The 14,110-nt window shown below is 53.7% G+C and carries 14 protein-coding genes; 2 read left to right on the plus strand and 12 right to left on the minus strand.

Annotation, left to right across the window (positions count from 1 at the left end; translation table 11 throughout):
* From Q3886_RS03525 to Q3886_RS03570, 10 genes are all read right to left on the minus strand, one after another.
* On the minus strand, positions 1-419 hold a 419-nt coding region (locus tag Q3886_RS03525), incomplete at its 3' end, for a GatB/YqeY domain-containing protein (protein WP_301859785.1).
* A 26-nt stretch (positions 420-445) separates the two neighbouring features.
* The gene (gene rpsU / locus Q3886_RS03530) at positions 446-625 is read right to left on the minus strand and encodes a 30S ribosomal protein S21 (protein ID WP_023053041.1); all 180 of its coding nucleotides are present in this window, start codon (positions 623-625) and stop codon (positions 446-448) included.
* Between the two features lie 150 nt (positions 626-775).
* Positions 776-1,894, minus strand: a complete 1,119-nt coding sequence (gene hemW / locus Q3886_RS03535) for a radical SAM family heme chaperone HemW (RefSeq protein ID WP_301859786.1) — start codon at positions 1,892-1,894, stop codon at positions 776-778.
* Positions 1,891-3,693 (minus strand): translation elongation factor 4, encoded by a 1,803-nt coding sequence (lepA, locus tag Q3886_RS03540; protein ID WP_301859787.1) that lies wholly within the window; start codon positions 3,691-3,693, stop codon positions 1,891-1,893. Before lepA ends, hemW begins: the two co-directional genes overlap by 4 nt.
* Positions 3,694-3,717: 24 nt before the next feature.
* Entirely contained in the window at positions 3,718-4,806 is a 1,089-nt protein-coding gene (gene mnmA, locus Q3886_RS03545) for a tRNA 2-thiouridine(34) synthase MnmA (protein WP_301859788.1), read from the minus strand.
* A complete protein-coding gene (locus tag Q3886_RS03550) occupies positions 4,799-5,953 on the minus strand; it encodes a cysteine desulfurase family protein (RefSeq protein WP_301859789.1) in 1,155 nt (384 codons plus the stop codon). Before Q3886_RS03550 ends, mnmA begins: the two co-directional genes overlap by 8 nt.
* A 422-nt stretch (positions 5,954-6,375) precedes the next feature.
* Positions 6,376-6,870 carry a preQ(1) synthase gene (gene queF / locus Q3886_RS03555; RefSeq protein WP_301859790.1) on the minus strand — a complete coding sequence of 165 codons (495 nt, stop codon included), beginning with the start codon at positions 6,868-6,870 and terminating at the stop codon, positions 6,376-6,378.
* Positions 6,867-7,367, minus strand: a complete 501-nt coding sequence (locus Q3886_RS03560) for a QueT transporter family protein (protein ID WP_301859791.1) — start codon at positions 7,365-7,367, stop codon at positions 6,867-6,869. Before Q3886_RS03560 ends, queF begins: the two co-directional genes overlap by 4 nt.
* A gap of 145 nt (positions 7,368-7,512) precedes the next feature.
* Complete coding sequence (gene lepB, locus Q3886_RS03565) at positions 7,513-8,073, minus strand: signal peptidase I (RefSeq protein ID WP_301859792.1); 561 nt, start codon at positions 8,071-8,073, stop codon at positions 7,513-7,515.
* 24 nt (positions 8,074-8,097) lie between these two features.
* Positions 8,098-8,553: a DUF523 domain-containing protein gene (locus Q3886_RS03570; protein ID WP_301859793.1), complete on the minus strand. Its 456-nt coding sequence runs from the start codon at positions 8,551-8,553 to the stop codon at positions 8,098-8,100.
* Between the two features lie 284 nt (positions 8,554-8,837).
* Between Q3886_RS03570 and Q3886_RS03575 the strand changes: the two genes are divergently transcribed.
* Entirely contained in the window at positions 8,838-10,496 is a 1,659-nt protein-coding gene (locus Q3886_RS03575; protein WP_301859794.1) for an acetolactate synthase large subunit, read from the plus strand.
* A gap of 119 nt (positions 10,497-10,615) precedes the next feature.
* Positions 10,616-12,127 (plus strand): DASS family sodium-coupled anion symporter, encoded by a 1,512-nt coding sequence (locus Q3886_RS03580; protein WP_301859795.1) that lies wholly within the window; start codon positions 10,616-10,618, stop codon positions 12,125-12,127.
* Positions 12,128-12,243: 116 nt separating this feature from the next.
* Here the strand turns inward: Q3886_RS03580 and Q3886_RS03585 are convergent, their stop codons facing one another.
* Positions 12,244-13,284, minus strand: a complete 1,041-nt coding sequence (locus Q3886_RS03585) for a low specificity L-threonine aldolase (RefSeq protein WP_301859796.1) — start codon at positions 13,282-13,284, stop codon at positions 12,244-12,246.
* Positions 13,285-13,304: 20 nt separating this feature from the next.
* Positions 13,305-13,979 carry a hypothetical protein gene (locus Q3886_RS03590; RefSeq protein WP_301859797.1) on the minus strand — a complete coding sequence of 225 codons (675 nt, stop codon included), beginning with the start codon at positions 13,977-13,979 and terminating at the stop codon, positions 13,305-13,307.
* Positions 13,980-14,110: the final 131 nt, after the last annotated feature.

Here is a 14,110-nt window from a genome sequence, read left to right on the forward strand (position 1 = left end):
ATCTGTGAAACAACTTTACCGTCGGCTTTTCCTTTTACCAGCGGCATGACGAGTTTCATGGCATCGCCCATTTTCAGACCGCTTTTGCCGGCCAGGGCATTGGCGGCGAGCTGACGGACTTCATCTGCCGAAAGCTGTTTGGGCATATACTTTTCCAGTACTGCCATTTCAGCCTTTACTTCGTCGATCAAATCGGTTCGGCCAGCTTTTTCGAACTCAGCCAGCGATTCTTTGCGCTGTTTCATTTCCTTTGCGATGACGGCGCCCACACCGGCATCATCCAGTTCACATTTCCCGTCAATTTCCACATTGCGGATAGATGAACGGACCATGCGGATAACCGATAAGGCAACCTTGCCTTCCTCTTTGGCTTTCATCGCTGTTTTCATGTCCTGAAGCAGTTCTTCTTTAAGAGACACGGTATCACCCTTCTTACTGTTGACGATTATGCTCTGAACTTCCGTTTACGTGCTGCTTCGGATTTTTTCTTTCTCCGTACGCTCGGTTTTTCATAATGTTCACGTTTGCGAACTTCCGAGAGAACGCCTGCCTTCTGGCAAGAACGTTTAAAGCGGCGGAGTGCGCTGTCCAACGTTTCGTTTTTACCTACTCTGATTTCTGCCATTCTATATCCCTCCCTCCAAGATATGATAGGGAGTGCTTTACTGCACACATTAGAATTATATCCAAAATGGTAGTACTTGTCAATCCTGTCTGGCCATTATTTGTATATGTCCCTTGGACTAACGTTCATTTTCACCTTTTCTGCCGGCCCTCAGCGAATGAACCGGGAAAACACGTAATTCCCGTAGGCAAGGCCTGTCGCCGTCAGCCGGTATCCCTGCGGCGACCGTTCCAGCAGATGCTGTGACAGCAATTGCTGCAGAACGGGACCGAATTCATCTTCAAGGGAGCAGGAAAAGCGCCGGCAAAAGTCCTGGCTGTCAATGCCCCGGCGCATTCGCAGGGCCAGAAAGCAGTAATCTTCAACAGCCCGCTTCCGGTCGATGACGACCTCTTCTCCTGTAACGGACTGCCGGCCGGCACGGCGGATATACTGGGGAATATTGGCCATATTGGCCCGGCGGCACTGGCCGTCAAAGGAATGGGCCGACACGCCAAAGCCCGCGTAAGGCTCATACTGCCAGTACTTGCAGTTGTGCCGGGATTCCTTCCCTGCTCCGGCATAGGCCGATACTTCATAATGATGAAATCCCCGTTCTTTCATGGCTGCATGAACGGCCTGCTCCATTGCGTCCGTTTCCTCGTCAGACGGCAGATGCAGCCTCTGCCTGCAGACTGCTGCCTGCAGGGGCGTATGCTCTTCTACGATGAGGCGGTATACCGAGGCGTGACAGACCGGCAGCTCTGCTGCTTCTGCCAGGGTGCGCTGCATGATGGGAACGGTCTGTCCCGGCAGTCCGTACATGAGATCGATGGAAATATTTTCTATTCCCTGCTCCCACACGGTCTGCACAGCCTGCCGGCCTTCTGCTGCCGTATGGAGGCGGCCCAGCGTACGCAGGACGCCGTCGTCAAAAGACTGGATGCCCAGGCTGACCCGGTTGACACCTATCTGCGCCAGCTCCCGGACCCACGAAGCAGTCAGGCTGTCCGGATTGGCTTCGACCGTAATTTCCGCATCGGCTGCAAGGGAAAAGGTCTGCTGCAGCTGCGTGAAAATCCGGGCAAACTGCGCTGCTGAAAGCAAGGACGGCGTACCGCCGCCGAAATACACTGTATCGGCCTGGCTGTCGCCGTCATAGCAGGCAATTTCCCGGCACAGGGCATCTACATAGGCATCGGCATACTGGCCGGCGCCGCTGTACGACGGAAAATCGCAGTATATACATTTATGAGCGCAGAAAGGAATATGCACGTATACGCCGATCACGTGTCGTCTACCTGGAGGACTGCCATGAAGGCTTCCTGCGGAATTTCTACAGTACCGAACTGCTTCATCCGCTTCTTCCCTTCTTTTTGCTTTTCCAGGAGCTTGCGCTTCCGGGAAATATCGCCGCCGTAGCACTTGGCCAGTACGTCCTTGCGCAGGGCGGCCACGTTTTCCCGGGCAATGATTTTATTGCCAATGGCTGCCTGAATAGGAATCTGGAACAGCTGCCGCGGAATGATGCTGCGCAGCTTTTCGACGAGTGCTCTGCCCCGGCGGGCGGCAAAATCGCGATGAACGATGATGCTCAGGGCATCGACGACTTCGCCGTTAATGAGGATGTCCATCTTCACCATGGGAGACGTCTGGTAGCCGTTGAGTTCATAATCGAGAGAGGCATAGCCCCGCGTAGCCGACTTGAGGACGTCAAAATAGTCATACAGAATTTCGCACAGCGGCAGATTATAAATCAGAGATACCCGCGTTTCGTCCAGGTAGTCCATGGTTTCATACTGACCGCGGCGGTTCTGGGAAATTTCCATGACCGTGCCGACCATTTCCTTGGGAATAATAATCGTCGTCTTGACGAAAGGCTCTTCAATATGATCGACCTTCGTCATATCCGGCATGAGAGCCGGGTTGTCAACGGCGACCATAGTGCCGTCTGTGCAGTATACGTGGTAAATAACGGACGGTGCCGTCGTAATGAGAGTCAGGTTGTATTCCCGTTCCAGCCGTTCCCGCACAACATCCATGTGGAGCAGTCCCAGGAAGCCGCAGCGAAAGCCGAAGCCCAGAGCTGACGACGTTTCCGGCTCAAACAGCAGGGCCGCATCGTTCAGGTGCAGCTTTTCCAGGGCATCCCGCAGATTGTCGTATTCATTCGTTTCTACAGGATAGAGGCCGCAGTATACCATAGGCACAGCTTTGCGATACCCCGGGAGAGCTTCCGCTGCGGGACGGTCGGCCAGGGTAACCGTATCGCCGACGCGGCAGTCGCGGACGTTCTTCATGCTGGCCGCCAGATAGCCGACAGTACCGCATTCCAGGGACGGAATGGGATGCATCTGCGGCAGAAATACGCCTGTTTCAATGACTTCAAACTCTTTTCCCGAAGCCATCATGCGAATGCGGTCGCCTGGCTTAACCGATCCTTCCATGACGCGAATATTGGCTATAGCCCCTTTATAGGCATCAAAATGGGAGTCAAAAATCAGGGCCCGCAAGGGATCGGCCGATTTGTCTTCTGGCGCCGGAATCTTCTTGACAATGGCTTCCAGTACTTCATCAATGCCCTGACCGGTCTTGGCGCTGACCAGAATGGCTTCTGACGCATCGAGACCGATAACATCTTCAATTTCCTTGCGCACCCGTTCCGGGTCGGCACTGGGCAGGTCAATTTTATTAATAATGGGGATAATTTCCAGATCGTGTTCCAGGGCCAGATAGACATTGGCCAGAGTCTGGGCTTCTACGCCCTGCGTGGCGTCAACGATGAGCAGTGCCCCTTCACAGGCTGCCAGACTGCGGGACACTTCGTAGTTGAAATCGACATGCCCCGGCGTATCAATGAGATTCAGGATATACTGATGTCCGTCTTTGGCATCGTATACGAGGCGGGCCGACTGGGCTTTAATCGTAATCCCCCGTTCCCGTTCCAGATCCATCGTATCCAGCAGCTGCGCTTCCATTTCCCGTTCCGGCACGGTGCCGGTCTGTTCCAGCAGCCGGTCTGCCAGGGTCGATTTGCCGTGGTCAATATGGGCAATAATAGAAAAATTACGTATATATTCTGTCGCCATTATAGGTCTCCTTTACATCATATATTACTGGCGTATGACGCCGCCTCCCAATACGCGCTCACCCGTTTCGGCATCGTACAGGACCAGGGCCTGTCCCGCCGTCACGGCCCGCTGGGGCTGATCGAATTCAGCCCGTATGGTATTGCCGTCGACATGGACCGTACAGGCCGCTTCCCGGGCAGCGTAGCGGATTTTTCCCATGGCCCGGAACACTGTATCTGTCAGCGGCTCTACCCACGTGGCCTCATCGGCGCAGACGACGGAAGAAAAGAGGTCCTGTTCAGCGCCGACGACGATGCGGTTATGGGCGACGTCGATGGCCGTCACATAATAGGGGCCGCCAGGACCGCCCAGATTCAGGCCGCGCCGCTGGCCAATGGTATAGGCGGCAATGCCGTGATGCCGGCCTACGACATGACCGCTGGCATCGACAAAGTCTCCTTCTTTGAAGATGTCACGCCGTTCCTTTTTTAAGAATTTTTTATAGTCATTGTCGGGAATAAAGCAAATATCCTGACTTTCGGGCTTGTTGAATACAGGAAGTCCCCACTGTTTGGCCAGTTCCCGGGTATGGCTTTTTTCCAGATCGGCCATGGGAAACAGCAAATGGGCCAGCATGTCCTGAGTCAGCTGATAGAGCACGTAGGACTGGTCTTTTCGCCGATCCCGGCCGCGCAGCAGCGTATACAGGCCCCGGTCTTCATCGCGGCCAATGCGGGCATAGTGGCCGGTCGCCAGAAAGGATGCACCAAACTGCCGGGCTTTTTGCCACAGCAGGCCGAATTTGATAAAGCCATTGCAGGCAATACAGGGATTGGGCGTCTGTCCTTTGGCGTAGGAGTCAATAAAGTACTCGATCACGTCGCGCCGGAAGACATCGCGAAAATCCAGGGTATAATGAGGAATTCCCAGTACCGAAGCCACCGCCTTGGCATCGTCAACCGAAGACAGGGAGCAGCAGGCATGAATATTGTCCACAGGCGCACAGCCTGGCTCTTCTTCCCACAGGCGCAGGGTAATGCCAATAACGTCGTACCCCTGTTCTTTCAGCAGTCCCGCCGTAACGGAACTGTCTACGCCGCCGCTCATGGCAACAGCTACACACTTATTCATGGCCTTCCTCCTTTATGCAGTCAGCAGCCGCCAGTATGGAACGAACTGCCTGATCCATATCTGCTTCTGTCGTTTCCTTGCCTACAGACAGGCGCAGACTGCCGCGCAGCCACGTATCCTCCGTTCCCATAGCCTGCAGCACATGGGACGGCGTAATGGCGCCGGACTCGCAGGCCGCCCCGGCCGATACGGCAACGCCCTGCCGGTCCAGGGCAATGAGCAGGACCGCACTGTCTGCTCCGGCAATGCTGATATTCAAAATATTGGGCAAACTGTGTTCCAGCGATCCATTGAGATGAATCTGCCCGCTTCGGCAGACCAGCTGTTCATACAGCCGCTGTTTTAGCCGGGCAGCCTGGTCATACCGGCCCTGCCGTTCGGCAGTGAGCAGTTCCGCAGCACAGCCAAGGCCGACAATAGCCGCCACGTTTTCCGTGCCAGCCCGCAGGCGGTGTTCCTGAGGACCGCCGTATGACTCTGATGCTACCTGCAGTCCATGGCGGATATACAGCGCCCCTGCCCCTTTGGGCCCGTAAATTTTATGGCCGCACACGGTCAGCAAATCAATGCCCTCTTCTTCTGGATGAATGGGAAGATAGCCGTACGCCTGCACGGCATCGACGTGAAAGGCGGCCTGCGTCGGCTTTAAAACAGCGCCAATCTCCTCAATGGGCTGTATCGTTCCCGTTTCGTTATTGCCATACATGACCGACACGAGGACCGTATCGTCCCGCAGAGCCCGGCGCAGGTCGTCAACGGCTACTCTCCCGGTCTCATCGACAGGAAGAACAGTCAGGTCATATCCCCGCCGGGTCATGGCTTCCAGCGTGCGCAGGACAGCGTGGTGCTCGACAGCTGTCGTAATCAGATGGCCGCCATGAGGTGCATGGGCCCGCAAATATCCCAATACGGCCAGGTTGTCCCCTTCTGTGCCGCCGCTGGTAAATACGATATCCTGCGGCGATACGTGCAGGCTCGCTGCTACCTGCTGCCGCGCTTTCTGCACCGCTGCCCGGGCCTGCTGGCCAAAGTAATGCAAACTGGATGGATTGCCGTACTGTGTCGTCAGAAAGGGCATCATCGCCGCCAGTACGCGCTGATCCAGCGGCGTTGCTGCCGCATAATCCAAATATATCCGTTCCACCATAGATTCTCCTTACTATTAAAACCTAGTATGTATCATACCATAACCGCCGCCTGAAATACAATCTCTGCAGCGTCAGGAGATAGTGTCAAGTTGTTGTGGGAATTTTAGTTGACTAGAATGTCAGTACATTTTCATTCATCTGGCATCAACTACTTCGTGAGTAGATGATGTCTCTTTCTATCCGAGCGTCAAGATCGAACACATCTTGACTTTAGTATGATAAATTTTTTCCACAAAAATTTTACACTGTCGCGTCAGGAACCGGGAAAACAGGCTGACTGTCTGCATTTTGCACCGGCAAAAAGAAAAAGAAGCCCTCCCTGCATCCATGGACTGCTGCAGCCAATGGAAAGCAGCGAAAGCTTCTCTATACGATGGGACAGGCCGACCTCGTTTGCCTAACAGGCCGGCAGTCCAAAAACCTAACGGTTATCGACCCGTTCGGGATACATGTCGTGCTGGGACAGGCGCTGCCAGGCAACCTGTTCCCACGGCGTCCCTTTGCGGCCGTAATTGCAGTACGGATCGATGCTGATGCCGCCGCGGGGCAGGAATTTCCCCCACACTTCGATGTACTTGGGGTCCATGAGGGCTACGAGATCATCCATGATGATGTTGACGCAGTCTTCGTGGAAATCGCCGTGATTGCGAAAGCTGAATAAATACAGCTTCAGGGATTTGCTTTCTACCATCCGTTCTCCCGGCACGTAGGAAATATAAATCGTCGCGTAATCGGGCTGTCCCGTCATGGGGCACAGACTGGTAAATTCAGGGCAGTTAAATTTGACGACATAGTCCCGGTCAGGATGTTTGTTGACAAACGTTTCCAGCAGGGACGGATCGTAATCAAAGGCATATTTCGTGTGCTGATTGCCCAGGAGCGTAACGCCCTGGAGCTCTGTATCAGTTCGGCTCATAAACTCTTCTCCTTATGGATATACCAGGTCTGTCTGGCCAGACCATGAATGAGGAAAACACCGCATACTGCCGGCGGTGCCTGACCGACGGCCAGACTGACGACGAGCATGCTGTACGGCAGATGGAGCAGCTGTGACAGCCACAGGCTGACGACCAGCGTCGGCACAAGCCAGATAGGCAGGGCCGCCAGCCATACGTTCCAGCCGCGCTGACGAACCTGAACGATAAGCGCCGTCGTCGCCATACCGACGAAGCACCCGCCAATCATATCGATCGGCCCCAGTCCGCCAAATAAGAAATTGGCCAGCAAATTCGCAACACCCATGGGAATGACCAGGAAGGGGTACAAAAACGCCAATGCATATAAGGCCGTAGCAATACGGATCTGATAGGCTCCAAAAGAAATACTCTGTGTCAGATACAGCAATACGATATACAAAGCAATGACCATGGCGGAAATCGTCATGCGCCGCGGGGTTTTCAGAAAATTATACATTGACGTCACCTCCTTATTACCTGTAAAAGTCAAAAAAAACGGGACTGCCTGTGCAATCCCGTCGTGTACAATTAATGCGTTTTGTACAACTCCCTAGTTTTGTTTACCGACAGGATGGATTGCGAACTGTCTGTGCTGTATGAAATTACCAGATCACCTTTCCCAGTACATGATCTACGGGAACGGGACCGATAAAGCGGCTGTCACTGCTGTGATTCCGGTTATCGCCCATGCAGAATACGTAGCCGTCGGGAATTTTGATCTCCCCATTGCGGCTGTACACCATAGGTTCATTGATATACGGTTCATCCAGGGCCTGGCCGTTGCGCCATACCTTGCCGTCATGAAACGCCAGCGTATCGCCGGGGCGGCCAATCACACGCTTGACCCAGACGTTTTTCGTCTGCAAATCGTGGTTGAAAAAGGCCAGGTAGTTGTTCATAGGCTCTATGACGTCATCTTTCCACGTACGGTTATAGCGGACGCGGCTGTCAATAATGACGATATCGCCGTAATCGGGAACTTCCCGGAATACGTGATTCCATTTGGAAACGACCAGGTATTCGCCGTTATGCAAGGTCGGTACCATGGACTCGCCGGACACGCGGGTCGGCTGAAAGAAGAAAATATGAATGACCATGGCAATGGCCAGTGCTATAACAATGGAATATATCCATTCATATATTTCACGCAATACAGTACTCACAGCAAAACCTCCTTTTGTACTTTCCTATTTTAGCAAAGGGTCCGTGCAAAAGCAAGCCGCAATTTGCCCTTCACCGATGACCGTAAGGCCATTCTCTTTCAGCAGCTGTGTCGTCACACCGTCTCCGTCCGTCAGGGTACGCGTAAAGGAGCCGTCATAAATACGGCCGCAGCCGCAGGACGGGCTTTTTTCCTTCAGGACTGCCAGAGAGCAGTGAAACAGCCGGGCCAGCTGCAGGGCCTGCCGGGCTCCGCGCCAGTACGCCTCGGTTACATCCCTGCCGCCGCTGGTGATGACAGCCTCCCCTTTTCGCTCCGATGGGTCCCGCGGCGTCGGCAGGCCGCCGGCCTGTTCCGGACAGAAGGGAATCAAATGAATATCCTCCCGCTGCTGCAGCTGCGATACCGCCGGATACTGTTTGGACTGACCGTCATACCGGCAGGACAGTCCCAGCAGGCAGGCGCTGATAAGTACATTCACAGTCAACACTCCTTTTTCATCATCATATAATGCATGCCGCATCATGACATAATCTTTCCTGCACAGGCAGGACGCCAGGGCCTTACCATGCCGGAAACAATCTGATTCCTTTCTCATCACACCCAGACAGAGCAGCGAACAGCACTATTAAACATAGATTAAATTTCTTACAGTAAAATTGAAAAATTGTATTGCCCGTACTATAATGACAGGGCAGACAGGAACCATATTGACCCAGGTCCTTGTTTCTTCTTGCTCATTGTTACAGAAAGGAGATTGTTATCGTGTCTGAAACAAAATCTGTACGAAATACTGCCGATTTACTGGTAGAATGCCTGGAAGAAGAAGGCGTCCATTATATATTCGGCATTCCTGGCGAAGAAAATCTTGCCGTTATGAATGCCCTGGAACAGTCTAAAATAGAGTTCATTACAGTCCGTCATGAACAGGGTGCTGCCTTTATGGCTGACGTATACGGCCGTCTGACCGGCAAGGCCGGCGTCTGCATGGCCACCCTCGGGCCAGGCGCTACGAACCTCATTACCGGCGTAGCCGATGCCGACTGCGACGGAGCGCCGCTGGTCGCCATTTCCGGTCAGGTCGGCACGGATAAGATGCATATTACAGCCCACCAGTATCTGGATCTGCGGGCCATGTTCGAACCCATTACCCGCCGGGCCTATACAGTCGTCCGTCCCGATACGATGGCTGAAATTACCCGTCTGGCCTTTAAATACGCCGAACGGGAAAAACCAGGTGCCACGTTTATCGATCTGCCGGTCAACATCAGTCAGATGCCCGTCGATGCCGATGAAAAACCGATGCAGCGCAAGGCTATTTTACCAGAAACGGCCATGGATGCGCAAATTGATACTGCAGCAGCCATGATTTCATACGCCAAGAATCCGGTCATCCTGGCTGGCAGCAGCGTCATCCGCAGTCATGCCGCTGAAGCGCTGACGAAATTTGCCGAAAAACTCAAGCTCCCTGTCATCAATACGATGATGGCCAAAGGGGCCATCCCCTTTGACAATCCCTATTCCCTGTGGACCGTAGGCATTCCCATGGATGACTACCAGACGAAAGTGCTGGAAAAGGCCAGCCTGGTCATTGCCATTGGCTACGACATCATCGAATATGCGCCGTCCAAATGGCACAGGAACGATGCCGATATTATTCACATCGACACCTTGCCGGCAGACATCAACAAGAACTACCAGCCCCAGGTCGAAGTAGTCGGCAATATTCCCGATTCACTGACGCGGATTATGAAAAAAGCAGCCCGCCTGCAGGAACCGAAATACGCCCTGTCCATCCGCCAGAAAATGGTGGAAGAACACGAAAGCTACCGCAAGGACCTGTCCTTCCCGGTAAAGCCGCAGAAAGCCCTTATCGACTGCCGCAGCGTCATGGGCGAAGATGACATCGTCATTTCCGACGTAGGCGCCAACAAAGTCTGGATTGCCCGCCACTACAACTGCTACAAGCCCAATACGTGCCTTATTTCCAACGGGTTCGCCACCATGGGCATTGCCGTCCCCGGCGCCATTGCAGCCAAGCTGGTCCATCCGGACAAAAAGGTCCTGGCCATTACGGGCGACGCCGGCTTTCTCATGAACTGCCAGGAACTGGAAACAGCCCACCGCCTGGGCACCAATTTCGTTACCCTCATTTTCAACGATTCCAGCTATGGCCTCATTAAATGGAAGCAGGACATGCAGTACGGCCACCATGTATACGTCGACTTCACCAATCCGGACTTCGTCAAGTTTGCCGAAAGCTTCGGCGCTGCCGGCTACCGCGTAGAAAAGACGGAAGACCTCCTGCCCATTCTGAAGAAAGCCTTCAGCCAGGACCGGCCGGCCATTATCGACTGCCCTGTGGACTACCGGGAAAACATGAAGCTCACCGCCCATTTAAAAGAACTGATGAAAGAATTGTAAGCACCAATACCAAAGAGTCTCCCCGTGCAGGAGACTCTTTTTTGTGATAAGATGTAAAGTACCTATACAAGCGATACTTCTATCGTCTTTATATGATATAAAAGAAAGAAGGGTTGTTTATGAATCAATCTTCCGCTTTTGACCGCAAGAGGCGCCGTATTGGCCTGTTTTTGAGTCCTCTCTGCGCACTGCTCCTCTTTTTGACGCCCATACCGGAACTGACGCCGGCAGCGCACAAGGTGCTGGCCATTATGTGCCTTGTCGCCCTGTGGTGGATTACCGAGCCCATTCCCATTCCCGTAACGGCCCTCGTCGGGCCTACACTGGCCGTCATTACCGGCGTCATGCCCGCATTCAAGGCCTTTGCTGCCTTTGCCAATCCCCTCATTTTTCTGTTCATTGGCGGCTTCCTCCTGGCGACAGCCATGATGCACAATCACCTGGACCGGCGCTTTGCCTTCTGGCTCCTGTCCCGTTCGTGGGTCGGCTCCAATCCCAAACGAATCATGCTGGCCATCGGCCTGGCGACGGCGCTGTGCTCCGGCTGGGTCAGCAACACGGCGACGGTGGCCATGATGTTTCCCATTGCTACGGGACTGCTCATGGCCATTAAGGACATGTTTGCCCATCACGGCAAGCACATTGATCTGCACAAGCACAAATACGCCACAGGCCTCATGCTCATGACGGCCTATGCCGCATCGACCGGCGGCGTCCTCACGCCTATCGGCACAGCGCCAAACATGATTATGCTGGGCTTTCTGGGGCAGATGGCGTCTATTCACATTACCTTCTTTGAATGGATGATCTGGGGCGCCATTGCCAGCATCATTTATTTCTGCCTGGCCTATATCGTCATCATTCGCCAGTATCCGCTGGAAGTCGGCGAAATCGAAGGAGCCCAGGAATTTATCGACAAGCGCCGCCGCGAACTGGGACCGTGGACGCGGGCCCAGAAAAATACGGTTCTCGCCTTTCTGGTCGCTATTATCCTGTGGATTCTCCCCGGCGTATTCGGCATCTGGCTGGGACCGGACCATGTCGTTACGACCATGTACAACCAGCTGTTTCCCGAATCCATGGCCGCTATGACAGGGGCACTGCTCCTGTTTTTCCTGCCTGTAAACGCAAAAAAGATGCAGTATACCCTGGCATGGAAAGAAGCGGTACAGGGCGTGGAATGGGGCACCATTCTCCTCTTCGGCGGCGGCCTGGCCATGGGCTCCATGATGTACGCTACCGGGCTGTCTGACTGGTTTGGCGGCCTTATCATCGAAAGCCTGGGCGGCAATCCCTCGGAAATTGTGCTCATTGCCGTATTCTCTGTATTGTCCCTGCTGCTGTCTGAACTGACATCTCATACAGCTGCTACCAACATGATCGGCCCTCTGGGCATTATGACGGCCATGGCCGCCGGTCTCCATCCGGCTCCGGTAGCCGTAGCCATTGCCCTGTCTTCGTCCCTCGGGTTTATGCTGCCCGTATCGACGCCGCCCAATGCCATCGTCTATGCCAGCGGCTATATTCCACTGACAAAAATGATCAAGACCGGGTTCTACATCGACCTTATCGGCATTGCCCTGGTTACGATTCCCCTGGCCCTGTATCTGGTCAAGTGGGTAGTCAGCTGACGAACAACAGGCCGCGGCCTGTATCTGCTGATGTTTCCATTTTAATACGACCACAGCAAAAGGAGGCTGTCCCGCACAAAAGGCGGGGCAGCCTCTTTCTCTTTATCTATATAATACTATTTCAGCGTCTTCATATATGCCAGAAGGGCCGTAACATCGTCTTCCTTCGTCGCCCAGGACGCGCAGATACGGGCTGCAATGCGTCCGTCCGGCAAATCGGCAAAGTGATCGACGGAAAACTGTTCATTCAGCTTCGTAAACTGGTCTTCTGTCAGAATCGGCAGCTGCTGATTTGTCCGATGCTCGTAGAGGAAGGAAAATCCCATAGCTGCCAGACTGTCGTGAATGCGGACAGCCAGATCGGCAGCATGTTTGGCCAGCCGCAGATACAGATTATCTGTAAACAGGGCTTCGTACTGTACGCCCAGGAGCCAGCCTTTGGCCAGCAGGCCGCCGTGCTGCTTAATGTGGTACGGCAGGTCCCGGTTCAGCTGTGCATCTGTAGTCACGACGGCTTCGCCAAACAGGGCGCCCTGCTTCGTGCCGCCCAGGGTGAATACATCGCAAAGCTGCGGCAGATCGGCCAGGGTCATATCGCAGTCCGGTGCCGCCAGGGCATAGCCAAGCCGTGCGCCGTCGACGAATACTTTCAGGCCATACTTGCGGCATACAGCATACAAATCAGCCAGTTCCTGCTTCGTATACATCGTGCCCATTTCCGTTGTCTGTGAGACATATACCATGCCGGGCTGAACGAAAAAGAGCTTATGCGTTTCCTTTTCGTAGGCTGCGCACAGGGCTTCGACCTGAGACGCATGGAGCTTGCCGTCGTCTGTAGAAAGGGCCAGAATCTTATGTCCCGTCGCTTCGATGGCGCCTGTTTCATGATTGGAAATATGGGACGTATCCGGTGCAATAACGCCCTGATAGGGTTTGAGAAGGGCCGCAATAATCGTCAGATTGGCCTGCGTGCCGCCGACAAGAAAATGGACGCCTCCGCTGGCCGGAAGCTGGCAGGCCTTACGGATCAGCTGCTTTGCATGATCACTGTTTTCATCAAATCCATAGCCTGGATGCTGCTGCGCACTGGCCTTTACGACGGCGTCCAGCACGGGCTGCGGCGCCCCTTCCAGATAATCACATTCAAATCGTATCATTCATGTTCACCCTTTACCTGTTATTTTTTCGCCATTTTATCGGCAGTTTCAAAGGCTGTCGTCATCGTATCCAGCAAATTGCCTTTTTCCGGATTTTCTTCTGCCATCAGGACGGCAATTTCAATGGTTGTACCATGCTGCCAGGCAATGACCCGGATCGCTTCGTCGAAGGCCGTTTCATTAATGACCATGCGCCGTTTCAGCGTACATTCATAAAACAGACGACCCTTCACCTTTTTCTCCGTCAAGGGGCTGACAATGCGGAACGAATCAGGAAGATCTTCCTTCATCCGTTCTGCTGACCTGGCCATGAGTGTCTTCATGTCCGGCCGGTCGCCAATGTCCCGCAAATAGGCGTTTTCCTTTTTGCGCCGCGATGCTGCCGCTTCGACAGCCCAGACATCGGTGCTGTACCGCAGAAGATAGCCGTACTGAAAGGCTGCATCGTCTTTCAGCACCAGCTGATACGTTACGGGCTCAATGGGATAAATCGTTTCCAACATGGCCGCTACGTCGCCATCATACTCTTTCGCCGTCAGCATCGTCTGCTGTCCCGGCTCCATATACAGCCCGGCAGGGACAGTAATAACTCCCCAGTACGGCAGGGACAGGAGATTCCCCTTTTCTTTTGCCAGGCTCACTGAGCCAAAAGCCAGCACAGCCGCAATCAGCAGGATTCCCACTTTTCCTTTCACACGAATCACATCCTCATCTGTATACCACAGGTATACGCTTTATCTATTCGTATTTATTCTATAATATTTGCCTGAACGTGTCAAAAAACAGTAGCCTAGGTGCTGCAAGTGTGATATAGTAAAGTATATAC

This window comes from uncultured Megasphaera sp., assembly GCF_958350005.1.
In the GTDB taxonomy this organism is placed as follows: domain Bacteria; phylum Bacillota; class Negativicutes; order Veillonellales; family Megasphaeraceae; genus Megasphaera.